The following is a 24,853-nucleotide window of genomic DNA, read 5'->3' as shown; positions in this document are numbered from 1 at the left end:
GTGACAGTATGACAGAACAATTACTTGGTGTAGAAAATTTGACGGTAGAATTTAAAAGCAGCGGGACAACGATGAAAGCAGTGAACGGTGTCAATTTACAATTGAACAAAAAGGAAACGCTTGGCATTGTAGGGGAATCTGGCTCAGGTAAAAGTGTAACAGCAACTGCTTTAATGCGATTGATTCCAGCACCATCAGGGAAAATAACGGATGGCAAAATTTATTTTAATGGACGCGATTTAATGCAGCTATCTGAAAGAGGGATGCGCGAGATACGGGGAAATGAGATATCAATGATTTTCCAAGACCCCATTACAAGCTTAAACCCTGTGCTGACAGTAGGAAATCAAATCGTTGAGGTTATTCGTGCACATGAAAAGCTCTCTAAAAAAGAGGCGAATGTCAAGGCTGTAGAAATGCTGAAAATGGTAGGCATTCCTGAGCCTGAAAAACGACTGAAAATGTATCCTCACGAATTTTCAGGTGGGATGAGGCAGCGTGTCATGATTGCGATTGCACTCGCCTGTAATCCAAAGCTGTTAATAGCAGATGAGCCAACGACAGCACTGGATGTTACAGTGCAAGCACAAATTTTGGATTTAATGAAGAAATTACAGCAGGAGCATGATACAGCAATCATCATGATTACCCATGATTTAGGCGTCGTCTGGGAATTATGTGACAAAGTAAATGTGATGTACGCTGGACGCACTGTAGAATCCACAACGACGAAGCAATTATATGAAGGCTCGTTACATCCATATACGTGGGGGCTACTTGAATCGCAAATTACGATGGATACACATGGACAGCAGCGATTGCCTGCCATACCGGGAAGTCCACCAGATTTAACGATGCCAATTAGCGGCTGTCCCTTTGCAGCAAGATGCCCTTTAGCAACGGAGCTTTGTCATACAACAGCACCTGAATTAGTGGAAGTAAAGGACCAGCATTTTGTAGCCTGTCATTTGCAATCGAAGGAGCAAATTATCCCGCGTAAGGAGGGGATTTTTAATGCAGCAAAATAAAGAGCTCGTATTAAAAGTAAGCAATTTAAAAAAGCATTTTCCAATTAAAAATTCGATTCCTTTTAAAAAGGTAACACAGCATGTCAAGGCAGTGGATGGTGTTAGCTTTGAGCTATATAAAGGAGAAACATTAGGCATTGTTGGGGAGTCCGGCTGCGGCAAATCAACGGTTGCACGCCTAATTAATCAACTCATTGCCCCAACGGAAGGAACGGTGGAGTTTCAGGGCGTCGATTTAGCTAGTTTAAATACGGCAGACATTCGCTCAGCACGTAAATCGATTCAAATGGTCTTTCAAAATCCATATGCATCGCTCGATCCAAGAAAAACGATTGAATACTTAATTGCAGAGCCGATGGTGATTCATGGAATTGGCGATGAGGCGGCAAGGAAAAAGCGCGTAATAGAGCTACTTGAAACAGTTGGCTTAAGCGATTACCATGCAAAGCGTTACCCACACGAATTTTCAGGCGGTCAAAGACAGCGTATTAACATTGCACGAGCGCTTGCCCTAAATCCAGATATTGTCGTATGTGATGAGCCGGTTTCAGCACTGGATGTATCTGTTCAAGCGCAAGTGATTAATTTACTAAAGGATTTACAAAAAGATTTTGGACTGACATATATTTTTATTTCACATGATTTAAATGTTGTGAACTATATGTGTGACCGCATTGCCGTGATGTATTTAGGCAAAATTGTTGAGATGGGCACATATGAGGAGATTTATAGCAATCCACAGCATCCATATACACAGGCACTATTATCAGCAATACCGAAGGAAAATCCATTTGATACAAAGGATCGCATTATTTTATCTGGCGATGTACCTAGCCCTGTGAATCCACCGAGTGGCTGCGCATTTCATAAACGCTGCCGCTTTGCGATGGAAAAATGTGCGCAAATTCAGCCACAGCTAGATTCATTGACAGATACACATCATCAAGTATCCTGCCATTTATTTGAACAAACAAAATAACTAATAGCGTATAAAGGAGAATGTAATATGTCGTTAAAATATGTAATGGAAGTTTATGAGTTAATGGATAGTATTCATGTAAGTGGAGAAGTAGTGAAGGACTACTTACATGCAATTAACCCTGATGTGGAGGTAACCGTTCAAACAATTGAAGGAGCAAAGGGCTCTACGGATTTTGTGAAAATTGTAGTAAAGGGGAAAAACGGTAAATCCTCAGGAGGCAATGCGCCAACATTAGGTATTATTGGACGTTTAGGAGGTATCGGTGCAAGACCAGAGATGACAGGCTTTGTATCGGATGGTGATGGCGCATTAGCCTGCATAGCAAGCGCAGCGAAGACCATCGATATGGCTTTAAAGGGAGATCAATTAGAGGGCGATGTTATTTTCACGACACATATTTGTCCGATAGCGCCAACTTTACCACATGACCCAGTGCCTTTTATGGATTCACCTGTAAATATCGGTGTCATGAACCAGCACGAAATCGATCCAGATATGGATGCCATTTTATCGATTGATACAACGAAGGGAAATCAAGTTTGTAACCATAAAGGCTTTGCGATTACACCAACTGTTAAAGAGGGCTATATTTTAAAAATTAGTGATGATTTACTGAATATTTACAAGCAATCTACTGGTATTGCACCTGTTGTATTACCGATTACAACACAGGATATTACCCCTTATGGAAATGGTTTGTTCCATATTAATAGTATTTTACAGCCAGCAGTGGCAACAACGAGCCCTGTAGTTGGGGTAGCCATTACAACCGAGACAGCGGTTGCAGGCTGTGCAACAGGTGCTACACATGTCGTGGATGTAGAAGGGGCAGTGCGCTTTTCTTTAGAGGTGGCGAAGGTCTTCGGTGTGAATAAATGTAGCTTCTATGACAAAGAGCAATTTGAGTTAATGGAAAAGCTATATGGCAGCATGCATCATTTACAAACGAAAGGTAGCGAGGTATGAGGATATGGAAAATATACATGATTTAAAGCTTCGATTAATTGATGAAGTGGAAAATAATAAAGAAGAGTTACTGGATTTATGCTCAAAATTAATTCAAATTCCAAGTGTCAACCCACCTGGTGATACAACGGAAATTACAGCGCTTATTGAAAAGTATTTAAGCGATGTCAATATTGCCTATGAAAAATATGAATCTGCTGATAAAATGTTTAATTTAGTAGCGAAAATTGGCAATGGTGAGGGCAAGGAGCTCGTTTATTGCGGGCACACAGATGTCGTCCCAGTAGGCGATTTATCAAAATGGGATTTTGACCCATTTTCAGGCGAAATAAAGGATGGCTGGATGCTAGGTCGAGGCGCTAGCGATATGAAAACAGGGCTTGCGGGTATTATTTTTGCAGTGAAAATACTGAAAAAATTAAATATCGAGCTACCTGGACATCTGACATTAGCTATCGTGCCAGATGAAGAAACAGGTGGGGAGTACGGTGTACCATGGCTTTTAGAGCGAGGCTTAGTAACGGGAGATGGCTGTTTAATTGCCGAGCCATCATCCTACTTAAACCCTACAATAGGACAAAAGGGCTCCTATTGGTTTGAGCTTGAAACACGCGGTGAGCCAGGGCATGGTAGCTTATCACCGTTAGCTGGGAAAAATGCGATTGTTGATGCGATTCGCGCAATTGAGGAAATTCGTACATTATGGGATGTGAACATTCAAATACCTGAAGAGGTGCAGCCTTTAATTAACGTTTCCAAAAAGTATATGCGAGAGGTTGAAAAAGACCGCTTGAAATATCAAGAAGTTTTAGAGAAAATTACTGTGAATATTGGTACAATAGAAGGAGGAACAAAATCTAACGTTATTCCTGATTATTGTAAAGTACAAGTCGATTGTCGTTTACCATTTGGTATTACACAGGAAGAAGTAACAGCCATTTTGACAGAGAAGCTAGATGCGTTAAATATCGATTATTCGATAAAGCGCTTTGGCTTTAAAAGTGTCGCAAACTATACTTCTGCTGAGGACCCAGTATGTAAAGCGATTGTAGATAATATTTCGCTCGTGACAGGTCAAGAGGCATACGGTGTCATGCAGTGGGCAAGCAGTGATGCACGTCATTTTAGACAATACAATATCCCTGTCCTACAATATGGACCTGCGTATTTGCCAAGCATTCATGGCTATAATGAAAAGGTACAGGTTGATGCGATCATACGCTGTGCTAAAGTGTATATTGCTGCGGCAATTGATTTCTTGTACAACAAGTAAGAGAGAACGTTCTCTCTTACTTATACAAAAGGAGCTGTCTGAAACTTTCGGGCAGCTCCAATATTAATCGTATAAAAGGGTGAGAGAAATGTTAAAAACTCTAAATTTATCAATTGCTGTGTTAAGAATGTTCACAAAGGAAAAGCCAACTTGGGGTGGTCGAGAGTTAGCTGTTGCAATGGGTTTAAACCATACAAATTTATATCGGATTTTAGAAACCTTTGAGATGAATGGATTTATAACAAAGGACCCTGTGACGAAAAAATATTCGCTAGGCATTGCACTTTGGGAGCTAGGAATGAATATGTACGATTCTCTAAACATCGACCAATTATGTATTCCTATTTTAGAAAATTTGCAAAAGGAAACAGGTGAAACAGCGATTTTCACCGTTTTAAATGGCTTAGAGGCATTAACGCTGTTAAAGGTAGAGCCTGAAAACAAAGTGAAATTTTCTGTATCGCGTGGCAGTAGAACACCGCTATATGTGGGAGCATCCTACCGCTCTATGCTTGCTTATTTAACGGAGGAGCAAATTTCACAGGTAATCGATCAGCCGCTCATTGCTTATACGGAGAGAACGATGATAGATGCCAAGGAAATACGACAAGAGCTAGAAAATATTCGCACAAATGGCTATGCAGTGAGCCAAGGAGAATACACGGTAGATGTATTAGCAGTTGCCATGCCTATTTTTAATAGCAATCAACAAATTGTCGCATCCGTTACGGTTTCAGGCCCTTTATATCGTTTTACAGAGCAAAAAATTGGTGACGTTATCGAGCCATTAGCGCGTACGAAAAAAGAAATTGAATCAATTATCGGTCGCTATCATCTGAATTTCAATTAAGGAGAAGGACACTATGCAGCATTTACATAAAATTGCATTAAATGTTTTAACGGGTAATTTACAAGTCCAATCAACAGAAACGTTGCTAATTTTAACAGATATTCATCAGCAAGAGATTGCCAAAATCTTTTATGAAGCAGGCTTAACAATAACAAAAAATACTTTATTTGTTGTCATGCCACTATTAGAAAAATCAGGACAGGAGCCACATCCAGCAGTAGCGGATTTAATGGCAAATGCGGACGTGACGCTTTGCGTGACATCCCATTCCTTAACACATACAGCAGCGCGAAAAAATGCCTGTGAAAAAGGTGGTCGAGTAGCGACAATGCCAGGCGTTACATTATCTATGCTAGAGCAGGGAGCGCTGCATGCAAATGCTGAGGAAATCGAAGCACTTGTCGCACATTATGTACAGCTTCTGAACGATGCGGCTGTTGTTCGTATTGTAAAGGATGGATATGAATTAACGTTTAGCATCGCTAATCGCAATGGTATCCCATCCACTGGTATTGTGCGCCAATCAGGAGATTATGGCAATATTCCTTCGGGCGAGTCCTATATTGCACCAAATGAAACATCGGCAAATGGTGAAATTTTAATTGATGGCTCAATCGCCAATATTGGCATATTACAGGAGCCACTATTATTGAAAATTCGCGATGGGCGATTAGAGGATGCTATCGGTCCAGATGGGCCAAAGCTCTTATCCCTACTTGGTGAAGGGAATGGACGCATCATTGCTGAGTTTGGCATTGGTGCAAACAAGAGCGCCATTCTTTGTGGCAATGTGTTAGAGGATGAAAAGGTTTATGGCACAATTCATATTGCCTTTGGTAGCAATGCACCATTCGGAGGCAGCAATAAAGCAGATGTGCATATCGACTGTGTTGTCAAAAACCCAGTTGTTTATTTAGATGGTGAACAATTAATTATGTAATGAAAGTAAGAAGATTTGTACTTTTAATATGGTACCTGTGGAGTGGACACTTGAAAAAGAGTGTGCACTTCACAGGTATTTTTTATATACTTGATTCTCAAGCAACTAAAGGACGGACAACAACGATGAGTAAACAATTATTTTCACCAAAACAGATGGAACAACTACAACAGAATCCACATGTAGTCAAAGTAACCGAACGAACAATTACGTACGCAGATACATTTAAAAGCCAATTTATCGATGAGTATTTGGCTGGTAAAACACCAAGACAGATCTTTAGCGAATATGGCTTTGATATCGAAGTGCTCGGGATGAAGCGTGTTGAACAAGCTTCTTCACGTTGGCGAAAAGCGTATGATCAAAATGGATTAATTGGTCTGACAGATACGCGAAAAACGAGCTCAGGCAGACCGTTACAGCGTGAATTAACCATGACAGAAATGGTAGAAAGACAAGCGGCTCGTATTGAATTATTAGAAGGACAAATCGAGCTACTAAAAAAGCTCGAAGTGACCGAAAGGAGGCTGCTCAGCGACAGTCAAAAACAAAGCGCACGTAAAGTATTTCAACTCATTGCAGATACGCTTAAGCAGTTTCCATTTAAACGCATGGTGACGTATTTTTGTACGCTTTTAAACGTCTCTCGTTCAGGCTATTATCGCTTTTTAGAGACAGAAGAAGCACGAGCTGTAAAGGAAAAACGAGATGAAGAAGCACGCGACCAGATCTTAAAAGCCTTTAAGCGTCGTGGTTATAAGAAAGGTTCACGCTCGATTAAAATGACGCTTGAACAAGATTTTGATCTCGTCATGAACCGAAAGAAAATCCAGCGTATTATGCGTAAATATGGCGTCGTTTGCCCACATCGTAAACCGAATCCCTATAAACAAATGGCGAAAGCAACGAAAGAACATCGCGTGGTGCCGAATTTATTAAACCGTGAATTCAAACAAGGTGTGGCAGGTAAAGTATTACTAACAGACATCAGCTATATTCCATACAACGGAACGATGGCTTATTTATCGACCATAAAAGACGGCTCAACGAATGAAATTTTAGCGTATCATGTATCAGACCGTATTACGCTAGGTATCGCCACAACAACGGTGAAAAAACTCTTCCGTAATAAACGTGTAAAGCTCCAGCCAGATGCTTTCATCCACTCCGATCAAGGTGTTCATTATACAAGCCCTAAATTCCAAAAGCTTTTAAAGCACTACAAACTTGGTCAATCGATGTCACGTCGAGGTAACTGTTGGGATAATGCCCCACAAGAATCCTTCTTCGGACACTTAAAAGACGAGGTTGATTTCAGCATGGCCAAAACGTTAGACGAGGTACGTGCTAAAATCGATCACTACATGGTCTACTACAATAATTATCGCTATCAATGGAACCTAAAAAAGATGGCTCCTGTACAATACAGAAACCATCTCTTGGCAGCCTAAACCCTTTTTTACATTTGTCCTTGACTAAGGGACCATATTATTTAAAGCATTGCTTTAAAGTACTTTTTTATTTTATAGGAAATCCATGTCGTTTTTAACGATGCATAGCTACCAATCGCGGCATAGCCATAAAACCAGCCCATAAATATGCCTGCCACTAAGTGGTGCTTATGACTGATAAAAATAGAAATAAGCAACCCGATAATTAAAGCAATGGTTGGCACCCAAAATGGCTTTATATGAAAGAGCTTCTTGCAAAGCTGTGTCTGTAACAGCATCCCAAAAGTTTGTATGAATAATCGGAAAGTGAGCCATTTGTACACCCCGTGTCCATCGTTTTGATTTTAGTATGTAGTAATACAATTTTTTTATACGAGGCGATAATGCCTAAAAATCGTATGGAGAATGATAGAAATGTTTTAGCTTTGAACACGTATGGCAAAAAATTTCCCTCATATGTAAAAGGAGATATGACCTACAACGAAGAACTATTACAGGGCAACAAAGTATAGACTACATTGAAATGTCGGCTGACAAAGAATGTATATAGGTTCAGTAAGTGAAATAAAGTGATAGAAAGGAGGGAAAGATACTGAATTCTTTTGCATTAAGAATATTAAAGATGTATGTTTTATTGCTAGCAGGACTCTTTGGGTTATTTGTATTAATTGGAAATTTAATGGACTATGGCTCGAATGAGCAGTTCGTTAAGCATGTACTATCAATGGATACGACATTCGAGGGCAATGCGCTAATGTGGCGAGCTATTACAAATCCAACTATGCATACAATCGCCTATTGGCTGCTCATTGCTGCCGAAGCACTTTTCAGCTTTCTTGCTATTTTCGGCGCATATCAAATGTTTAAAAATCGCAAAGCCTCTGGTGCTGCTTTCAATGCCGCTAAAAAATTCGGCTTCTATGCATTTATAGTGGGATTCTCAATTTGGTTTTTAGGCTTTATTGTCATCGGCAGCGAGTGGTTCGCGATGTGGCAATCAGCTATTTGGAATGGTAAGCAGACCGCAATGGATATTACGGAGGTTTGGATTGGCTTTGCCATTTTGCTCGCTTTAAAGGATGAGGATTTAAAAGTAGCATAATGCTAGAAAAGGTAGGCTGTTGAGAAGTGTAGCTTTCCCAACAGCCATCTTAGGGAAGCTTAGTTAGGATAGAAAAACTCATATTTAGCGCATCGTTTTTTTAACTTGCTTTAATTCATTAATAATATAGTCTATCTGTTTTTGTAAATCATCTACCTCTGTAGATTGATATGGCGCATTTTGATTATTTGCTTTTTCTAATGATCTAAGCGCTAAGCCTGCTGCAACAGCAGCTAGACCGTCACCAAGTGCGGCAATAGAAGCACCGATGTAGGCGAGCCTAGCGATTTGAATATCCGTTATATCCGAAGATTGATTTTTGTTCATGACCAAATCCCCCTTGAATTGCATAGTGAGCTCACCTGTATCCTATGAATTCAAGAGAAGAAAAGTGACACTAGAGGGGTTAGAGCAATTTTATTTGCTGTGTTGAAAAATTTTCTGCTCCAGTAAAGCTAAAGCTCCAGATATAGCCTCTACATCCTGTGAGGAGGTGCCATCAAGCAGCAGCAAAAATTGCTCCTCAATGCTGTTAAAAGCCTCTGTCATCATTTTTTCTCCCTCTAATGTAAGACGAATTACCTGCTTTCGGCGATCTGTTTGGTCATTTGTTTTTTCAATAAGCTTTCTTTCCTGCAATTTCCGTAGTTCACGGCTCGTATTTGGCAAGGACATGTGCAAGCAATCGCTAATTTCCGTTGCGGTTACAGCCTGACTCACTTTAATATACTCCAAAATCTTATATTGAAGAGCTGTAATATTTTCAAGCTTGACATTTTGCGTTAATGACTGTGTTACTTCATGTAAGTTCGTAGTAAAAGCTACAAATTGCTGAAATAAATGATGTTTGTCCAACTATTCTCACCTCTTATTTATCAAGATAACAAATAGCTTATCTAAAAACAATTATCATTTGACAATAATTTATGGTATGTTGTATTATTTGGTTATCAAATGATAAGTAATGGAGGCTTTAGCATGAATGCGTTAATTATTTATACATATCCAAATCATCAAAGCTTAAACTATGCTTTTTTACAGAAGGTTGTACAAGGCTGTCAGGAAAACCCTGCCATAACTGAAATTCAAGTGCTTGATTTATACGAGGAGCAATTTGATCCGAGATTAATCTTTCATGAGCAAAAGCGCCGTCGTGATATGTACCGCGACCCTCAGCTGGAAAAATACCGAGAGCAATTAACATGGGCAGATAAAATTATTTTTATTTATCCTATTTGGTGGGGCAGACCACCGGCGATGCTGTTAGGCTATATCGACCAGCTTTTCGCAGCAAACTTTGCCTATCGAGATAAAAAAGGCTTATTGCCTGAAGGATTGCTAAAAGGCAAATCGGTTGTCTGTATTTCTACAATGAAGGGACCAACAAACTATCCACTATTATGGCTACACAATGCACATAAAATATTGATGAAAAGGGCGCTGTTCAATTTTGTTGGCATCAAACGCGTGAAATTTTTTGAATTTGGCAATATGGAAAGTAAAAAGGGGAAACAGCAGAAAAAGCTTGAAAGAGTGCATCGATATTTTCGGGAGGTAATGAGTTAATAGTAAGCCTGATGATGAAAACGAAAAAACCGGCAAAGAATTGCCGGTTTAGGGGGGAAGCATCGACTTATTTTGTACCGTTTTGGTTACGGTTATTTGCGAATTTACCAGAAGCTTGTTGCTTGTTAGTTTCGGCTTTTTGAACTTGCTGCTTCACTTCGTTTACATCAGTCTCAGCACCAAATTCCTCGTTCATTGGGTTTGGCGTTTTTGGATTAAAGTTTTGGTTATTATTTTTTGGCATGGATTTCACCTCCTGAGATTTATTTTGTTCAAAGAAATTTTTATTATGCGTAAATTTTTAAGATGAAAATTATGGTATTGTCAGCCGAATTTAGGTTTAAAACAAAATAAGCGTAACTATTACTTGAAATTCGTCATTATAGTTACGTGGTTTTAGGTTATAATAAGGCTGTAAAGTTAGATGAAGTTTGTTACATAAATCGATTCATATGCAATAAAAATAATGATTATTTATTCCTTAAAATGGTTAAGCGGATGATATCGCTAAAATATCAGCTATTTTAGCGATGATCTTTTTTTAAGTTTAAGTTGCTAAAAAGGTAATATTGTCAGTCCTTGTAACGACGGCAGCAACGCTAAGTTGATGAGAGGGGCGAGTACATTGGTGCAGAAGAAAGAATCCTCACAAACTGCTGTAACAGTGAATGAGGAAATTAATAAAATTAAAGCAACTAAAATGAGATATATCAATTAGCCCTAGAAAAGGGCTAATTGAGTGACTATTGACCAAGAGGCACAAGGTTTGTAACTCCTAGCTTATTTCCTTCAGAATTCTCAAAGATGAATCTTCTAAAACGATGATTTGGACCGATAGACTGTTGACTATTAGTAACAAATTATTTTTGAGGTAGCAACGTGTGGGGCGAAGCTATTCATTCATTAACCTTCAAAATCCATTTTTAAAATTGAATAAATATTTAATGTCTATAAAATTCCCTTTAGATTTCTCGTATTGCCTTAGCGTGCCCTCAAAGGTGAAATGAAGCTTTTGCAGTACTCTAATGGAATTGACATTATCAGGCTCTACTTTTGCTTCAATTCTATTTAAACCTAAGTTTTGGAAAGCATAATAAAGTAGTGCTCTAATGCCTTCAGGAGCGTAACCCATGCCCCAATAGGCTTTAGCAATATCATAACCAATTTCCGCTTTCAAGTTTTCGAAGTAGATTGAATTAAATCCGCAAGTACCAATTATTTCATGAGATTTCATTTCAATCATACTAAAGCGAATCGCTTTATTGGCTTGAGCTAAATTTTCTAGGAGTTCGATCATTTCTTTTTCTTGTGTTTCGTGTGTAAAGCTAGAAGTGTTCATAAATTTAGTTACATCTGGGTCAGACTAAATTTTAAATAAGCTAAGTGAGTCTGACACTTGCATTCTTCTTAAATGCAATCTTTTGGTGTTTAATTCTTTTAATAATACTTTTACCTCCAATATTTTTTATAAATTGAATAAAAAATATGGCCATCTGCGCATAGTTCAACCCCTTCAAGATTGAATGGTTTGATTAAACCAAAATAATGAGGGAAAAATATTAACGATTTTTATTAAAGATGATGACAAAGTTGACGGAATGCCTATGATTGATACAATGGAATTACCCGCTAATTGTGTGCTGATTTTGTCAGAAGAAAAGCCAAATTTGCAGAACTTCCTGTATTTATAGAGATAAAGGTTATGATATATCAAGGCTGGGTAAAGCAGTTGAAGAGAGATGAAGGTGAGGAATTTTGAAGAAGTACTTACCAAGTGCTATTTTTGTAGCAGTTATATATACAATAATTGAATTTTCAATAGGCATATTGGGCTTTGGTAAATATATAGTTGTGCTAAGAGGATATTTTATAGGGGCAGGGATTATCGTCCTTTTTAAGGTTAAAGAGGATACAATAAGATTTTATTTATTGCTCTTATTTGAAAGTGTTTTAAGTTTATTTATATTTCTGTTTTGTTTTTTTGTATTGTTGGCTACATTTAATATTAATATTATAAGTATATACTTTGAAGATCTTTTAAGTATTATATACAATGATTTAGATGATTCAATGGCGAATTTTATAATCTTTATTGTTATACTTAATTTGTGGATTACTTATTATGTATTTAAATATGCCAGAATAATCATTATAAGTCTAATTGAGAGATGGTTTGGCGATAAAGTCTTCTTTAAAAGTTTTAGTTCGAGCTTTAATTGCAAAAAAATGTTAAATAGATATACAATTGCTATAGTAGTTTTTGGTTTTATTCCCATAGTTTGTTCAAATATTCTTTTGATGGAAGAAGTATCCGATGTAATAGAGCGAGTTTCAATTTGTATTCTCCTAGCTTGTGTAGTACCTTATATTAATTATTTAATTGAATCTGAATAAGTAACTATAGTAGCTGTTAAAAAGGCGAAAATTGACAGTAACAAATCACTGCCATCTTTTATTGCCCTATTTAGTTTATCCAAAATCAATTCTATAATAGGAATAAGTCAATATAATCGACTCTTATAAAAAGGCATTTGAGAATGAGTTACAACGATATTATACATATCAAGTAACGACAAAAGAAAGAGAGGAAAAACTCATATTACACTGATTTACTTCAAATGGAGAAGTGAACCAGCTTTATTTGCTAATTCGTAAATTGTCATAGGTATTGATTGATTTTCTTCACATCTACTATAAAAAATAGTAGTATAAATCAAAGTTTTGGCTCATACTACTAATGTTATAATATTTTATTTAAATTCCTTTGTTCGAATAGAAATATTTTAGTAAAGAAATTAAGTAATAATCCTAATATACTTTGGAAAACAGTATAGAAATAAAGATAGTGATTAAGAGTTTTAAAGCTTAAATAATTTATTAGTTTTGGATAGAGATAGAATCGTATCTTCTTTTGAAACACTATCTAAGCCTTTGATTTTTTCATTAAGAACTGCAACAATATATTGGCAATTTATTGTATTTGCTAAGCTAAATAATTTAGTGAGGATATCATTTTCAATAGTTTCAATAACATCATAAATAATAAACTTTGGGATTTTTTTGTTGATTTTTTCAGCAAATTCTATATAAGATAAGTCAAAGATGCTTATAAGCCCTTTCTTTAAACCATTGCTGATGCTTTCATCCGATGCTAAAAGGTGTAAGGGAAAGTTACTAATGTCAGGGTCATAATTTAATTTATATACATTGTTTAGTACTTGATGTGTATTAATTTCAAAATATTGATTAAATATACTGATATTTTTATCAGCTTCTTCGGGATTAAATTTAATCTCCAATTCTAAATTATTTATGATATCTAAATTCGTGTTTTTTAGGATATTTAAACTATTCCTTTCTGATTGAAAAGATTGCAATTCTAGTAATTTGGCTTGTTCTGTGATTAGATTTTGATAGAGTGTACTTGTTTTATCAAAATCAAATTCATTAATACTTGAAATTAGATTTTTATACTCCCTAGTTAACAATCTTTTAGATTTTTTTAATTCTTTTAAATCATCCATTTTAGTTTCTAACACATGTTGATAATATTTGATTTTATTTTTTACTAAAGAGTCATTGAATTCTACTAAATCATTAAAGGTTTTTTGTATATTAATTTTTAATTCTTTGGTTTCGTCATATAAATTTTGTAATACTTCATGGCTTAAGTCTTTCTCACTTTGAAAAGTATAGTCTAAGTTTTGTTTTAGCATATTTATTTGAAATTCTAATGTTCCTAATGATTGATTTAATAGACTTAATTTAGCTTTTAATTCTCTTGATTTGTCCATTTTATAGATAAAATTTTCGTCAGATACATCATTTTTAATCTGTTTCTTTAAATTTTTTAATAAAATATTCTGATTATGTATTTCTAAATCTAAATCAGAGATTTCTTTTTTGTGAAGAAATTTGTTGAAGTTATTTAGATTCTCATCGTTCTTTTTTAAATTTATTCGGTTTTCAGCAAGTTTTATATTATTCTCAACGCTAATCAAATTAAATAAAAAATTATATATTAACCGATATGTCAGATTAGATAATACTTTGTTTGAAGAAAATCGTAAAAGTTTATAAGCACCAGAATCTACTTCCACTCTTATAAATTTTTTTATTATATCTAGATACAACGGATACATATTATTATCATCGAACATTATTTGTTTTAGTAATAAAAAATAATAATCATCCATATTTTCAATTGTACTATTAATTTTTCTTTTACCATGACTAAATAATTCAACAGATAAATAAACATCTGCCTCTTGTTTTGTATTGTTTAAGTTATAGGTATCTTTAGACAATTCAAGAATGGCTTCAATTTTATTAGTATGGATATAGTTCTTCAATTCTTGATTTACTAAATTAGTTTCTTGATCAGTATAAATAGCACTTTTGTCTTTATCACCTAAACAAATACCAATTATTTTTAATACAGTTGTTTTTCCTACGTTATTACCAGACTTTTCGCTATCATCTATAATTAAATTAAGTCCTAATTTAAATGATATAACCCTAATTGGCTTGATTTTTGGATAGGTTTCCTGAAGGATTAATCTTCTAATAAACATATTTTCCCCTCTTTATCAAATTTAATCTTTTCTATTAGAAATAAAAAGTCTAAGGCTAATATAAAATCAGTATATTCCATATTTTTGCTGTATTCGACTTTGATTGTGTTGAAAAGTGTGTCAATATGCATTGATTTATCTAATTTTTTTAGAATAAAAATTATGCATGCTGCACAATAAATAATGGTGTTTTGTGGTTTTTTTAAATCATTAATGATTAACATTGTTTCAATTTTCAACTCTCAATTTATTTTTGAAATGGTGGTTTTTCTAGAACTTTACATCTTGTAAATGCGAAGAAAACGACACTTAAGATGACATCTTCAATATGTTCGGTTGTCAAGGTAGTTTCTTCATAGCTATCTTCAACAACCTTTTTTAAAGTATTGATTACATTTTTTATAATTTTATCGCTATTTAAATGAGCATTTTCGATTAAAATGTCTTTATAAATAATGTTAATTCTTCTTAAAAGTCTAGTGCCATTTATGTTAGTTGAACGAAATACCTCCTCTACTGCTTCGTAAAATATACAGTATTCTTCGAAGATATCCTTGTAATGATCCAAAAAATTATACTCCATTTTCTCTAACCAATCTGGATTTAAATCGAAAATAAAATCATTATTTTCATTTAAATTACCATCTAATATTTCGCATACTTTGTAAATATCACTGGGGGTCACAGTTTTTAGCGAGTAACTAATTTCTATTGTACTGTTATTTCCATTTATAACATGGCTATTATTTCCTATAGATTGATTATGTGCATCTATATTATCCGAATTAATTTTCACTTTTTATACCTACTTTACATAGTGTTGTTATTCCCGTTTATAACATGGCTATTATCCCCTATTTTTTGGTCATTAACATTAATGTTTTTGTCTCCAAAATTTGTAATATTCGATATTTTTTCGAGAGCTTTATGTGCAGTTTGAGTTGCGTTTGAACTCCTACGCAAGGCTATAAAGCTAATAATAGTTGCAGTGATAGTAGCGATTGCTGCGATAATTGTAAAAATAGAAGTAATGATATCTAAAGACATATGAGCATCTCCCTGTGTTAATTATTTTTTAAAACCTGATTAAAGATTTTAGCATTTTTATGATTTAAGTATGGATGGAGAAGTAAAATCAATATTGATTTTGGAAAGGTCCTATTTAATTATAGGATACTGAATTTTAGACTTACAAATAAAAGATTCATTATCTGAGAAGCTAATTTTTAAAATATATTCCTAGTAATTTCAATATTTGTACTTCTCATCACCTATTATTATTTTATCACTTATTAATATGGGAAAACAACTGGTGTTGAAAAGATAAAAGGTTATAATATCCTTTTTGGGAAATTAAATAGTGAATGCTATTAATAGTTTAATGTATAATAAAATCAATTAATTGTATATGATAATTTTATTATTATGAATAGAGAAGAATATTGCACTTTAATTAAGAATGAACATGGGAAACGGGATGAGGTAAGGAAATTTTGAATAGTAAATCTATTTTTTATCAAACATTTATTAGGGCATTGCTGATTATTTTGGATTTATCTATTATAGGCTCACACTTTTAGTTGCTAAACAAAAAGATATAATAAAAACCAAATGAAGTCCTATTTTAAAAGAGAAAATATATTAATCATAGTCGGCATTTTCATTGTAGTATTAGCAATCGTTATTCCATGTATAATTATATGGTCAAATAAAAGGGCTTACAAGGGAATCTTAAGATCGCAGTTATCTCCTACAAGGTATTAATGTTATTCTACAATGTGTGTTACTCAAAGAAAGGAGAAGGGTCAAGGAAATACTAGAATCAACAAACTTTTTCGATAATCATTTAACAGAAGCTGATTTTATATGGGAGAATGACATAGAAAATTTAGTATATTCTAAATAATAGGTTTTCCTATATAACGAGGAAATAGCAAAAACAATAATCTTTTGATAACCTATTTCAAGAGGTTCATCAAAGAGAAGTATGTAAGTATCACTGAGCTTGTAAAATGAAACCTCTCTTTACAAAAGAATAGCACTCCTAAGGTTATATTTTCACAACTCTATTGGTTAGCTTTGTAGGATCTATTGTAAATAATTGTACTTTCTCAAAATCTATTCATGAAAACAAAAACTCCGAGCTTCGCTGAGATTCAGCGTCAATCAAACTCTTTTACACTACTATAAAACATTGATATAATAAGCTTTGCGAATAAATATGAAAGAAGGCGAAAACATGAATGCGTACGATGAATATATGAGACAAGTAACACAGCCAATGCGTCAAGAATTAGTGGATGCAGGTTTTACACAATTAACAACAGCAGATGAAGTGAATGAGTTTATGGCAGAGCAAAAAGGGACAGCTCTAGTTGTCATTAACTCTGTGTGTGGCTGTGCAGCAGGCTTAGCACGTCCAGCGGCGAGCCAAGCAATTGCGGAGGTGAAGCCAGATCAATTAGTGACGGTATTTGCAGGGCAAGACCCAGAGGCGACTGCGACGATGCGTGCGTTTTTTGATGAGGTACCACCAAGTTCACCATCAATGGCAATTTTAAAGGATGGGCAGCTTGCTTATTTCATCCCACGTGAAAATATTGAAGGCTTCCCGATGGAGCAGGTGCGTGACCATTTAACAGACGTATTGAAGCAAGTATGTGCGGAGTAACAGTTGTTACGACAGCTGGGCGACCAGATGAATTGTCGGAGAAGTTAGCACAGTTTGTCTGTGAAACGCTAAAAATTGAATTTGTTCCACGTCAAAAGCGCTCCGTTGCGGCACTTGGTCGTCAGTTACAGGCGAATGTTATTGTTGCGGGGAAAAATCGTTATGAATATTATGCGAAAGGTGCAACTGCGCCTTTCTTTTTTCATCCAAATTCTGCGGCATTTCGCTTAAAGCGAGTGGCACGTGGTGAAATGGAGCCACTGCTTGAGGCTTGCCAGCTCGAAGAAGGGGATTCCTTTTTAGATTGCACGCTTGGCATGGGAGCAGATAGCATGCTAGCAGCATTTGCAGTAGGTGAGCAAGGTAAAGTAGTTGGGCTTGAGGCAAATCGCAATATTGCCTTTATTGTAAAGCATGGGATGCAAACATATGATACGACCAAATTGCCTTTGACAACTTGCATGCGGCAAATTGAGGTTGTCCATGCAGAGGCAGTTGAATTTTTACGTCAGCAGCCAGCTAATGCCTTTGATGTTGTGTATATGGACCCGATGTTTGAGGAAACGATTGAGGAAGCGAATAATTTTGAGGCACTAAGACAGGCGGGGAGCCATTTAGCTTTGACAGCTGAGTGGATGCAGGAAGCACTACGCGTGGCGAAAAAGCGTGTCGTGTTGAAGGCGCATTATCAGTCTGACTATTTTGAGCGCTATGGCTTTCAGCGCTTTGCACGTCAGACGGCGAAATTTCATTATGGTGTTATGGAGAAAATATAGATTTTATCTATTCTGTAGCTTAGGGCAGGTTCATTAGGAGCCTGTCCTATTTTTGTTTGAAAAATAAGTATAAATTTTAAAAGGTGGACGAAATTTAAATTAGATGATAAAGTTATCTCAAATTAAATTATCTTGAATTTGAGATAAAATCATTTAGTTATGTAAAAGGTGCAAAACGACTTTGAAATTTTGTTTCCTTTTGACATGAAGGAGGTATTTTTCATGGGATTTTTAGATAAATTATTTGGTACAAAAACAGGGGAGGAGCATACAATGGCACAATTAAACATCGGAATTATTATAGGATCAACACGTGAGGGGCGTGTAAGTCCACAAGTTGCGCAATGGGTAAAGGAAATCGCGGATCAACGTGGAGACGCAAATTATACAGTTATTGATATTGCAGATTATAAGCTACCGTTATTAGGGGAGCCAGGGCAAGATGCGTCAGGTGCAAAAGGCTGGTCAGAAATTATTGCAAAGCAAGACGGCTTTGTATTTATCGTACAAGAATACAATCATTCTATTACAGGCGCTTTAAAAAATGCTCTGGATTATTTACGTGAAGAATGGAACAACAAAGCAGCAGGTATCGTCTCGTATGGTTCTGTAGGCGGTGCTCGTGCAGCAGAGCATTTACGCGGCATCATGGGTGAGCTTTTAATTGCGGATGTACGTGTTCATCCAGCACTATCGTTATTCACAGATTTTGAAAATGGAACAGACTTTAAACCAAAAGCTGTTCAAGCAGATTCAGTAAATCAAATGCTTGATCAATTAATTCCATGGTCTAAAGCATTATACACAATTCGCTAAAGTAACAAGCAAAAGGGGCATGGTACTATGAAAAAACAGACAGCAGGTATTCACCATATCACAGCAATTGTAGGGCATCCACAAGAGAATATTGATTTTTATGCGGGTGTGTTAGGCTTACGCTTAGTTAAACAGACAGTCAATTTTGATGACCCGAGCACATATCATTTATATTTTGGAGATAAAGGTGGAAGCCCAGGCACAATTATTACCTTCTTCCCGTGGGCTAATGCTTATCAAGGGAGAATTGGAGATGGGCAAGTTGGCGTGACAACATATGTTGTACCAGAAGGGGCACTTTCTTTTTGGGTTAACCGTTTAGCAAAATTTTCAATTCCATTCCAAAAAGCGGAGCGCTTCGGTGAGCAGGTGATTCAATTTGATGACCCACACGGTCTGCATATTGAGCTTGTTGCGCGTGCTGAGGGCGAGATAAATGAATGGACATTTGGTGAGGTAACGCCAGAGGTTGCGATTAAAGGTTTTGGTGGTGCTACACTTTATTCAAGCCAGCCTGAAGAAACAGCGAAGGTTTTAACAGAGGTTATGGGACTTGAGCAAGTAGCGACAGAAGGTGACTATACTCGTTTTAAATCAAATGCAGCTATTGGAAACACTGTAGATGTCAAAATGGTTGCAGGCGTACATGGACAAATGGGTGTAGGAACCGTGCATCATATTGCTTGGAGAGCGCAGGATGATACGGATCATATACAATGGCAACAGCATGTGATGGCTCATGGTCAGCATGTGACAGAAGTGAAGGATCGCAACTATTTTAATGCCATTTATTTCCGTGAGCCAGGTGGGATTTTGTTTGAAATTGCGACAGACCCACCAGGATTTGCGCATGATGAAACGGCTGAAACAATGGGAAGCCAATTGATGCTACCATCGCAATACGAGCAGCATCGCGAGCAACTGGAAGGAACCTTAATTCCAATTGAAGTGCGTGAGCTTGAATCGGAGGAGTGAGCCCTTTGATTTCCATTAACCCTAAAAATAATTCAGAGCGTGACAACTATAAGCTATTGATTGGTAGCATTATACCTAGACCAATTGCATTTGTCACCACACAATCGGAGCAAGGAATTGTCAATGGAGCGCCATTTAGTTACTTTAATATTGTCTCCTCCAATCCACCGATGATTTCTTTAGCGATTCAAAGACCGAATGGGCAATTAAAAGATACAGCGCGACATATCCATCGCCTCGGGCAATTTGTTGTGCATATTGTAGATGAGGATAATGTAGAGCAGGTCAATGAAACAGCCGCTTCTTTACCTGTTACAGAAAGTGAAATTGAGCGTGTTGATTTTACATTAATCGCCAGTCAACAAATTGAAGTTCCTGGCATTCAAGAAGCGAAGGTACGTATGGAATGTCGCCTAGTGCAAGCAATCCCTTTAATGAATGGTGAAGAACAGACGGGTGATTTATTTATTGGCGAAGTGGTGCAATTCCATATTGATGAGGCTATTTATCATGAAGGACGCATTAATCCAAGCAAATTAAACGCAGTTAGTAGGCTTGCTGGCTCAAGCTATGCAAAGATTGGTGAGATTTTTGCAATCGAACGGCCAGTATAGCTTCAGGTAAGTCAATAAAAAAATTGTATTTGAGCTGCTTCTTTAAACTGAATAAAGAACATATTCTGTATATGTATAGGTTTAAAAAAGTTTATATTAAGAGGTGGTCTCCTGTACTTTTTAACAAAAGCTTTGGCACTAATTATAGGCAGTATTCTTCTATCTTTAGGTATCAATTTGTTTTTGGTGCCACATGAAATATTAGATGGAGGAACAGTAGGCATTGGATTAATAGCAAATTACTTGTGGGGCTTTAATACAGGCTTAATCGTTATTATATTAAGTGTACCAATATTTATATTTGCGTGGTTTCATTATAGAAACTACTTCTATAATAGTTTACATGGAATGATGCTTTCTGCCTTTTTTATTGATTTTCTATCACCTGTTAGCAATTTAATCGAAATTGAAGCGATATACAGCTCTATTCTAGGTGGTATTCTTGTAGGAATTGGGATTGGCTTGATGTTGCATTTTCAAACAAGTACGGGAGGCTCGGATTTTATTGCCCAATTTTTATGTGAGAAGACAGGTATAAATGTAGGCATTTATATCTTATTGATTGATTCAATTGTTATCATTTTAGGTGGTTTACTACTATCCTCAGAGACATTTTATCTCTCGATTATAACATTGCTATTTATTGGCATAACTACAAGTCTTGTTACAAGTAGGAAAGGACATGCAGTAGCCTACGAATGAGTGGTATATGGAGGGACAGCTATACAAAGATAAAAAATTAGGAATACCTGTAAATCATTAATTTTACTTTTAAAGAATAGTATGCTACAATGATTTTGTGCTATTTTAGGTAGCATGTTAAATAAATTGGCATTCTGCTAGTGATTTTTGAAGATACTTATTCACACTGGCGCACGCTAAAGGGCTGCAAGGATGTAGTAGCAGGTTGGGACTACATTGCTTAGGTTAGAAGGTTTTAGTGGAATTTTACCGCGGTTGGAGATAGAAGAAATAGCTTCTACATTTATATAAGATTCCCCAGATGATTGGGTCGAGACATATTTATTTTACAAGTTACCTATTAAATACTAAAGGGGCGTCTTCTATATGAGGGCGTCCCTTGTCTAATTGAACGGAAAAAAGCTACGCAACCTGTGCGCAGCTTTCGAAAGAATTAGTCCGTAATACAAAGAGATGCTAAGTAACCTAAAAGTAATAATAAACCGATACCCATAGCAATTGTGCCCATAAAAATGTGCCTCCTTTAACTTGCAATACATATTTACACTATGTATTGTACAATGAATAACAAAAAGATGGAACCTTTTTAACGATAAAACGTACAGATAAGTAAGGATGAAAACACGATTTATACATAAATTGAGGGTGATGATGATGAAAAAATGGATGCAAAGGTTTTTAGTTGTATCTGTCGCATTTTTAACGTTCGGGGTAATTAACCCGAATCATGAAATTTGGCATAATTTAGAGGACGATTTCAAGCCAAATCGTTTGCAGGAGCCGAGCGCTAACGATATTTCTTCTGCTATCCAGCTCGATACGATGCTTTATGAAGAAAATACATCCATTGCCGAATCATTAAAAGGCGCTGCAAAAACACAATCTTACATAAAATTTGGTCCACGTATTGCTGAAAAAATTAGCGGTGAATTCGATACGCGCATTTTTCCGAAAATGGAAGAAGCAATTGACATGACATTAGCACGTTTAGAGGATGACAAAATTCAATACTTAACAATTACTGAAAATCCAAGCGGCGACTATGCTGAACGAATTTTTAATATTCGTGAGCAAGGCAGCAAAGTGGACTTGCTTCGCTTCCATGTGCGCACAGAAAACCGCCCAAATGAAGGCTTTTACTACAACTTCCACTACCACACAAAAGAGGACAACTTCGTCACACACTATAATTTGGGCGAAATTTACTGGTCTAAAAACATGCCGCCAAAATGGATGGCGTAAAACACTCGTTGAAAAGCGGGTGTTTTTTTTGTCCCTATTCCCATCTGAAATTCAAATATAACATACAAGGGACAACCGACTTCAATTTTTTAACAAAGGGGAACTTGTATGAAAACAATCGTTAGAGTAGAGAAAAATAAAAATTATACAGTCGTGAATAACACATCTTTACACGATGAACGGCTTAGCTGGAAGGCGAAAGCAATTCATCTTTTTATGTTATCGAGACCCGATAATTGGGTATTTCGTAGTACAGAATTGACGCAATGGGCAAAGGATGGTCGAGATGCCTTCAATTCAGGATTGAAGGAATTACAGCAATTCGGCTATGTGAAAAAAGTGCGGCGTCGCAATGAGCGCGGGGAATTTGAATGGCTGACAACCGTCTATGAAATACCGTGTATGGGCAACCCATCTATGGAAAATCCGTGTATGGCTAATCCATCTATGGAAAACCCGCAACTACTAAATACTAATTTAGTAAGTACTAATTTAGTAAATACTGATTTACTAAATAATGATGATGAGCAGGATGCCTTTACCTTTTATCAAGTAAATGGCTTTGGCAAGCTAACCACATACATCAAGAACAAAATAGAAAAATGGATCAATCAAATAGGGCAGGAGCTTGTAATTCATGCGATGAAGCGAGCAATTGAAAATAATGTGTTTCGATGGAGTTATGTTGAAACAACTTTGCAAAACTGGCTCCAACAACAAGTGAAAACAATCGCACAAGCAGAAGCAGCAAAACAACGCCTTGCTGCTAAAAAAACACAAAGTCGATATGGAAAATATGTTGAGACGGTACCAAAATGGTTTTATAAAGAGCCACCATCTAAAGAAATCAAGCCAAGCATAGAAAACGAGGATATCGAAAGGGATTTGGATGCGGAAATGCAACGATTGCTTAAGGAGTTTCGGGAGATGAAATAAAAATGCTAACGGATACTCACGATTAAAGATAGGTGCGAATGTGAAGCGAACATGATTTACTAGGGGGATTCGCACCAGTTAAGCAGATGATTTTCCATTGAAATGGGAAGGGTAGTAGGTTAAACTGATTATAGAAATATATATTATAGTGAGAATTTATGAGAAATAATGATTTTTTGTGAATTTTCACTGTCTCTCTTCGTATGAAGAGAGTGGATTGAAATGCTTCGAGATAAGCACTAAATGCCTCATTGCTTTCGTCTCTCTTCGTATGAAGAGAGTGGATTGAAATATTTAACTCTGGGAAGTCATAACCTTCAAAATCATGTCTCTCTTCGTATGAAGAGAGTGGATTGAAATTTTTGCGAAATCAAAAATTGAAGGGTGAGGTTTATGTCTCTCTTCGTATGAAGAGAGTGGATTGAAATATAAATACTTTCTACTAATTGTATAACATCTTCATGTCTCTCTTCGTATGAAGAGAGTGGATTGAAATATCGATAATAATTGTGTCGAAATGGTCTGCGGCGTCTCTCTTCGTATGAAGAGAGTGGATTGAAATAATGGGGCTCACTTTATCATTTGATGCTTTAAAGTCTCTCTCCGTATGAAGAGAAGTGCCATTTCAACAATGTTTTTTCCAATTACTAAACCTTTTCATAGAAAAATTTTTAAAATTGAAAAGGTGAATTTGAACATGTATCAAATTTGATTTTAGGAAATAAGGAAATTAAGAAAGATAGTCGAAAGTACACCTCTATAGAATTGTTGGTGCGAATGTGAAGCAAACATGATTTACTAGGAGGATTCGCACCAATTAAGTAGATGATTTTCCATTGAATTGGAGAATAGAGTAGGTTAATATACACTTATAAATATATTTTGTGATGAAAAATCATGATAAATATTATTTTTATATGATTTTTTACAGTTTCTCTCTGTATAGAGAGAATGGATTGAAATATTATTGCTGCTGCCACCACCAGGATATTTTGCGTTTCTCTCTGTATAGAGAGAATGGATTGAAATTGAGACTGCATCCCTCACGTCAGTTAATACAATGTTTCTCTCTGTATAGAGAGAATGGATTGAAATACCATAATTTTTCCGGTTTGTGGGTTTTCCCATTTGTTTCTCTCTGTATAGAGAGAATGGATTGAAATGTGTTTTGAGGTGTTTTATTAAAATACCAGTGTGTTTCTCTCTGTATAGAGAGAATGGATTGAAATTTGTAGCAGAATAATCGCTCTCAACTGCTCCTGGCGTTTCTCTCTGTATAGAGAGAATGGATTGAAATACAAGCATTGTTAAATTATGCTAAAAGCAAGCTGCGTTTCTCTCTGTATAGAGAGAATGGATTGAAATACCTTTGCAAATATTCGAATTTTC

25 protein-coding genes, 2 pseudogenes and 2 CRISPR repeat arrays (1 of these 29 running past the window's edge) are annotated in these 24,853 nt (G+C 36.1%); of the genes and pseudogenes, 18 read left to right on the top strand and 9 right to left on the bottom strand.

Annotated features, from left to right (window positions below; all coding sequences use genetic code 11):
- The first annotated feature begins 8 nt into the window (after positions 1–8).
- From R6U77_RS15615 to R6U77_RS15585, 7 genes are all read left to right on the top strand, one after another.
- Entirely contained in the window at positions 9–1,028 is a 1,020-nt protein-coding gene (locus R6U77_RS15615) for an ABC transporter ATP-binding protein (protein ID WP_319836355.1), read from the top strand.
- Positions 1,015–2,007 carry an ABC transporter ATP-binding protein gene (locus R6U77_RS15610; protein ID WP_319836354.1) on the top strand — a complete coding sequence of 331 codons (993 nt, stop codon included), beginning with the start codon at positions 1,015–1,017 and terminating at the stop codon, positions 2,005–2,007. Before R6U77_RS15615 ends, R6U77_RS15610 begins: the two co-directional genes overlap by 14 nt.
- 27 nt (positions 2,008–2,034) lie before the next feature.
- The gene (locus R6U77_RS15605) at positions 2,035–2,976 is read left to right on the top strand and encodes a DUF1177 domain-containing protein (RefSeq protein WP_319836353.1); all 942 of its coding nucleotides are present in this window, start codon (positions 2,035–2,037) and stop codon (positions 2,974–2,976) included.
- A gap of 4 nt (positions 2,977–2,980) precedes the next feature.
- Positions 2,981–4,249, top strand: a complete 1,269-nt coding sequence (locus R6U77_RS15600) for a M20 family metallopeptidase (RefSeq protein ID WP_319836352.1) — start codon at positions 2,981–2,983, stop codon at positions 4,247–4,249.
- 88 nt (positions 4,250–4,337) lie between these two features.
- Complete coding sequence (locus tag R6U77_RS15595) at positions 4,338–5,099, top strand: IclR family transcriptional regulator (RefSeq protein ID WP_319836351.1); 762 nt, start codon at positions 4,338–4,340, stop codon at positions 5,097–5,099.
- Positions 5,100–5,112: 13 nt separating this feature from the next.
- Complete coding sequence (locus tag R6U77_RS15590) at positions 5,113–6,039, top strand: aminopeptidase (protein ID WP_319836350.1); 927 nt, start codon at positions 5,113–5,115, stop codon at positions 6,037–6,039.
- 125 nt (positions 6,040–6,164) lie between these two features.
- A complete protein-coding gene (locus R6U77_RS15585; protein ID WP_319836349.1) occupies positions 6,165–7,490 on the top strand; it encodes an IS3 family transposase in 1,326 nt (441 codons plus the stop codon).
- Positions 7,491–7,531: 41 nt separating this feature from the next.
- On the opposite strand, the pseudogene R6U77_RS15580 reads toward R6U77_RS15585, so the two are convergent.
- Positions 7,532–7,805 (bottom strand): annotated as a pseudogene (locus R6U77_RS15580) (hypothetical protein).
- A 307-nt stretch (positions 7,806–8,112) separates the two neighbouring features.
- Here R6U77_RS15580 and R6U77_RS15575 point away from each other — a divergent pair.
- On the top strand, positions 8,113–8,592 hold the full coding sequence (locus R6U77_RS15575; protein WP_319836348.1) for a DUF2165 family protein: 480 nt from the start codon (positions 8,113–8,115) through the stop codon (positions 8,590–8,592).
- Positions 8,593–8,676: 84 nt separating this feature from the next.
- On the opposite strand, the gene R6U77_RS15570 is transcribed toward R6U77_RS15575, so the two are convergent.
- Together R6U77_RS15570 and R6U77_RS15565 are read right to left on the bottom strand one after the other, a co-directional pair.
- Positions 8,677–8,919 carry a translation initiation factor 2 gene (locus R6U77_RS15570; RefSeq protein WP_319836347.1) on the bottom strand — a complete coding sequence of 81 codons (243 nt, stop codon included), beginning with the start codon at positions 8,917–8,919 and terminating at the stop codon, positions 8,677–8,679.
- 90 nt (positions 8,920–9,009) lie between these two features.
- Positions 9,010–9,447, bottom strand: a complete 438-nt coding sequence (locus R6U77_RS15565) for a MarR family winged helix-turn-helix transcriptional regulator (RefSeq protein ID WP_319836346.1) — start codon at positions 9,445–9,447, stop codon at positions 9,010–9,012.
- A 123-nt stretch (positions 9,448–9,570) separates the two neighbouring features.
- On the opposite strand from R6U77_RS15565, the gene R6U77_RS15560 reads away from it, so the two are divergent.
- Positions 9,571–10,158: an NAD(P)H-dependent oxidoreductase gene (locus R6U77_RS15560; RefSeq protein ID WP_319836345.1), complete on the top strand. Its 588-nt coding sequence runs from the start codon at positions 9,571–9,573 to the stop codon at positions 10,156–10,158.
- A 67-nt stretch (positions 10,159–10,225) separates the two neighbouring features.
- Here the strand turns inward: R6U77_RS15560 and R6U77_RS15555 are convergent, their stop codons facing one another.
- Entirely contained in the window at positions 10,226–10,402 is a 177-nt protein-coding gene (locus R6U77_RS15555) for a gamma-type small acid-soluble spore protein (protein WP_319836344.1), read from the bottom strand.
- Positions 10,403–11,061: 659 nt separating this feature from the next.
- Positions 11,062–11,560, bottom strand: a pseudogene (locus R6U77_RS15550) (GNAT family N-acetyltransferase).
- Positions 11,561–11,913: 353 nt separating this feature from the next.
- Between R6U77_RS15550 and R6U77_RS15545 the strand changes: the two are divergent.
- A complete protein-coding gene (locus R6U77_RS15545) occupies positions 11,914–12,552 on the top strand; it encodes a hypothetical protein (RefSeq protein ID WP_319836343.1) in 639 nt (212 codons plus the stop codon).
- Positions 12,553–13,016: 464 nt separating this feature from the next.
- Here R6U77_RS15545 and R6U77_RS15540 read toward each other — a convergent pair whose 3' ends face one another.
- The 4 genes from R6U77_RS15540 to R6U77_RS15530 are packed head-to-tail and all read right to left on the bottom strand — an operon-like array spanning position 13,017 to position 15,779.
- Complete coding sequence (locus R6U77_RS15540; RefSeq protein ID WP_319836342.1) at positions 13,017–14,732, bottom strand: hypothetical protein; 1,716 nt, start codon at positions 14,730–14,732, stop codon at positions 13,017–13,019.
- A complete protein-coding gene (locus R6U77_RS19885) occupies positions 14,714–14,956 on the bottom strand; it encodes an ABC-three component system middle component 6 (RefSeq protein ID WP_406601053.1) in 243 nt (80 codons plus the stop codon). The genes R6U77_RS15540 and R6U77_RS19885 overlap by 19 nt, the downstream gene beginning before the upstream one ends.
- A gap of 23 nt (positions 14,957–14,979) precedes the next feature.
- Positions 14,980–15,528 (bottom strand): hypothetical protein, encoded by a 549-nt coding sequence (locus R6U77_RS15535; protein ID WP_319836341.1) that lies wholly within the window; start codon positions 15,526–15,528, stop codon positions 14,980–14,982.
- Positions 15,529–15,542: 14 nt separating this feature from the next.
- A complete protein-coding gene (locus tag R6U77_RS15530; RefSeq protein ID WP_319836340.1) occupies positions 15,543–15,779 on the bottom strand; it encodes a hypothetical protein in 237 nt (78 codons plus the stop codon).
- Positions 15,780–16,971: 1,192 nt separating this feature from the next.
- Here R6U77_RS15530 and R6U77_RS15525 point away from each other — a divergent pair.
- From R6U77_RS15525 to R6U77_RS15490, 8 genes are all read left to right on the top strand, one after another.
- Positions 16,972–17,403, top strand: coding sequence for a BrxA/BrxB family bacilliredoxin (locus R6U77_RS15525; RefSeq protein WP_293929715.1), 432 nt, complete (start codon positions 16,972–16,974; stop codon positions 17,401–17,403).
- Positions 17,391–18,179: a class I SAM-dependent methyltransferase gene (locus tag R6U77_RS15520; RefSeq protein WP_319836339.1), complete on the top strand. Its 789-nt coding sequence runs from the start codon at positions 17,391–17,393 to the stop codon at positions 18,177–18,179. Before R6U77_RS15525 ends, R6U77_RS15520 begins: the two co-directional genes overlap by 13 nt.
- 222 nt (positions 18,180–18,401) lie before the next feature.
- Positions 18,402–18,995, top strand: a complete 594-nt coding sequence (locus tag R6U77_RS15515) for an NADPH-dependent FMN reductase (protein WP_319836338.1) — start codon at positions 18,402–18,404, stop codon at positions 18,993–18,995.
- 27 nt (positions 18,996–19,022) lie between these two features.
- A complete protein-coding gene (locus R6U77_RS15510) occupies positions 19,023–19,970 on the top strand; it encodes a ring-cleaving dioxygenase (RefSeq protein WP_319836337.1) in 948 nt (315 codons plus the stop codon).
- 5 nt (positions 19,971–19,975) lie between these two features.
- Positions 19,976–20,584 (top strand): flavin reductase family protein, encoded by a 609-nt coding sequence (locus R6U77_RS15505; RefSeq protein WP_293929719.1) that lies wholly within the window; start codon positions 19,976–19,978, stop codon positions 20,582–20,584.
- A 111-nt stretch (positions 20,585–20,695) separates the two neighbouring features.
- Positions 20,696–21,286 (top strand): YitT family protein, encoded by a 591-nt coding sequence (locus R6U77_RS15500; RefSeq protein WP_319838387.1) that lies wholly within the window; start codon positions 20,696–20,698, stop codon positions 21,284–21,286.
- A gap of 654 nt (positions 21,287–21,940) precedes the next feature.
- Positions 21,941–22,528: a YpjP family protein gene (locus R6U77_RS15495; RefSeq protein WP_293929720.1), complete on the top strand. Its 588-nt coding sequence runs from the start codon at positions 21,941–21,943 to the stop codon at positions 22,526–22,528.
- Between the two features lie 108 nt (positions 22,529–22,636).
- A complete protein-coding gene (locus R6U77_RS15490) occupies positions 22,637–23,464 on the top strand; it encodes a DnaD domain-containing protein (RefSeq protein WP_319836336.1) in 828 nt (275 codons plus the stop codon).
- Between the two features lie 191 nt (positions 23,465–23,655).
- Positions 23,656–24,026: direct repeats of the CRISPR family, unit length 33 nt.
- A gap of 367 nt (positions 24,027–24,393) precedes the next feature.
- A CRISPR array of direct repeats spans positions 24,394–24,853; the repeat unit is 33 nt; unit sequence GTTTCTCTCTGTATAGAGAGAATGGATTGAAAT (it continues 449 nt past the right edge of the window).

Source organism: Lysinibacillus louembei (genome assembly GCF_033880585.1).
GTDB classification, from domain to species: domain Bacteria; phylum Bacillota; class Bacilli; order Bacillales_A; family Planococcaceae; genus Metasolibacillus; species Metasolibacillus louembei.
Note: the sequence above shows the minus strand (reverse complement) of the source record. Positions and strands in the feature narration are given on the sequence as shown.

Excerpts from the sequence above, each read along its gene's own strand:
- R6U77_RS15615 (WP_319836355.1), top strand. The coding sequence starts at position 9 with ATGACAGAACAATTACTTGGTGTAGAAAATTTGACGGTAGAATTTAAA.
- R6U77_RS15595 (WP_319836351.1), top strand. The coding sequence starts at position 4,338 with ATGTTAAAAACTCTAAATTTATCAATTGCTGTGTTAAGAATGTTCACA.
- R6U77_RS19885 (WP_406601053.1), bottom strand. The coding sequence starts at position 14,956 with ATGTTAATCATTAATGATTTAAAAAAACCACAAAACACCATTATTTAT.
- R6U77_RS15600 (WP_319836352.1), top strand. The coding sequence starts at position 2,981 with ATGGAAAATATACATGATTTAAAGCTTCGATTAATTGATGAAGTGGAA.
- R6U77_RS15555 (WP_319836344.1), bottom strand. The coding sequence starts at position 10,402 with ATGCCAAAAAATAATAACCAAAACTTTAATCCAAAAACGCCAAACCCA.
- R6U77_RS15520 (WP_319836339.1), top strand. The coding sequence starts at position 17,391 with ATGTGCGGAGTAACAGTTGTTACGACAGCTGGGCGACCAGATGAATTG.
- R6U77_RS15525 (WP_293929715.1), top strand. The coding sequence starts at position 16,972 with ATGAATGCGTACGATGAATATATGAGACAAGTAACACAGCCAATGCGT.
- R6U77_RS15510 (WP_319836337.1), top strand. The coding sequence starts at position 19,023 with ATGAAAAAACAGACAGCAGGTATTCACCATATCACAGCAATTGTAGGG.
- R6U77_RS15530 (WP_319836340.1), bottom strand. The coding sequence starts at position 15,779 with ATGTCTTTAGATATCATTACTTCTATTTTTACAATTATCGCAGCAATC.
- R6U77_RS15585 (WP_319836349.1), top strand. The coding sequence starts at position 6,165 with ATGAGTAAACAATTATTTTCACCAAAACAGATGGAACAACTACAACAG.
- R6U77_RS15570 (WP_319836347.1), bottom strand. The coding sequence starts at position 8,919 with ATGAACAAAAATCAATCTTCGGATATAACGGATATTCAAATCGCTAGG.
- R6U77_RS15540 (WP_319836342.1), bottom strand. The coding sequence starts at position 14,732 with ATGTTTATTAGAAGATTAATCCTTCAGGAAACCTATCCAAAAATCAAG.
- R6U77_RS15490 (WP_319836336.1), top strand. The coding sequence starts at position 22,637 with ATGAAAACAATCGTTAGAGTAGAGAAAAATAAAAATTATACAGTCGTG.
- R6U77_RS15610 (WP_319836354.1), top strand. The coding sequence starts at position 1,015 with ATGCAGCAAAATAAAGAGCTCGTATTAAAAGTAAGCAATTTAAAAAAG.
- R6U77_RS15495 (WP_293929720.1), top strand. The coding sequence starts at position 21,941 with ATGAAAAAATGGATGCAAAGGTTTTTAGTTGTATCTGTCGCATTTTTA.
- R6U77_RS15575 (WP_319836348.1), top strand. The coding sequence starts at position 8,113 with ATGTATGTTTTATTGCTAGCAGGACTCTTTGGGTTATTTGTATTAATT.
- R6U77_RS15605 (WP_319836353.1), top strand. The coding sequence starts at position 2,035 with ATGTCGTTAAAATATGTAATGGAAGTTTATGAGTTAATGGATAGTATT.
- R6U77_RS15515 (WP_319836338.1), top strand. The coding sequence starts at position 18,402 with ATGGGATTTTTAGATAAATTATTTGGTACAAAAACAGGGGAGGAGCAT.
- R6U77_RS15560 (WP_319836345.1), top strand. The coding sequence starts at position 9,571 with ATGAATGCGTTAATTATTTATACATATCCAAATCATCAAAGCTTAAAC.
- R6U77_RS15590 (WP_319836350.1), top strand. The coding sequence starts at position 5,113 with ATGCAGCATTTACATAAAATTGCATTAAATGTTTTAACGGGTAATTTA.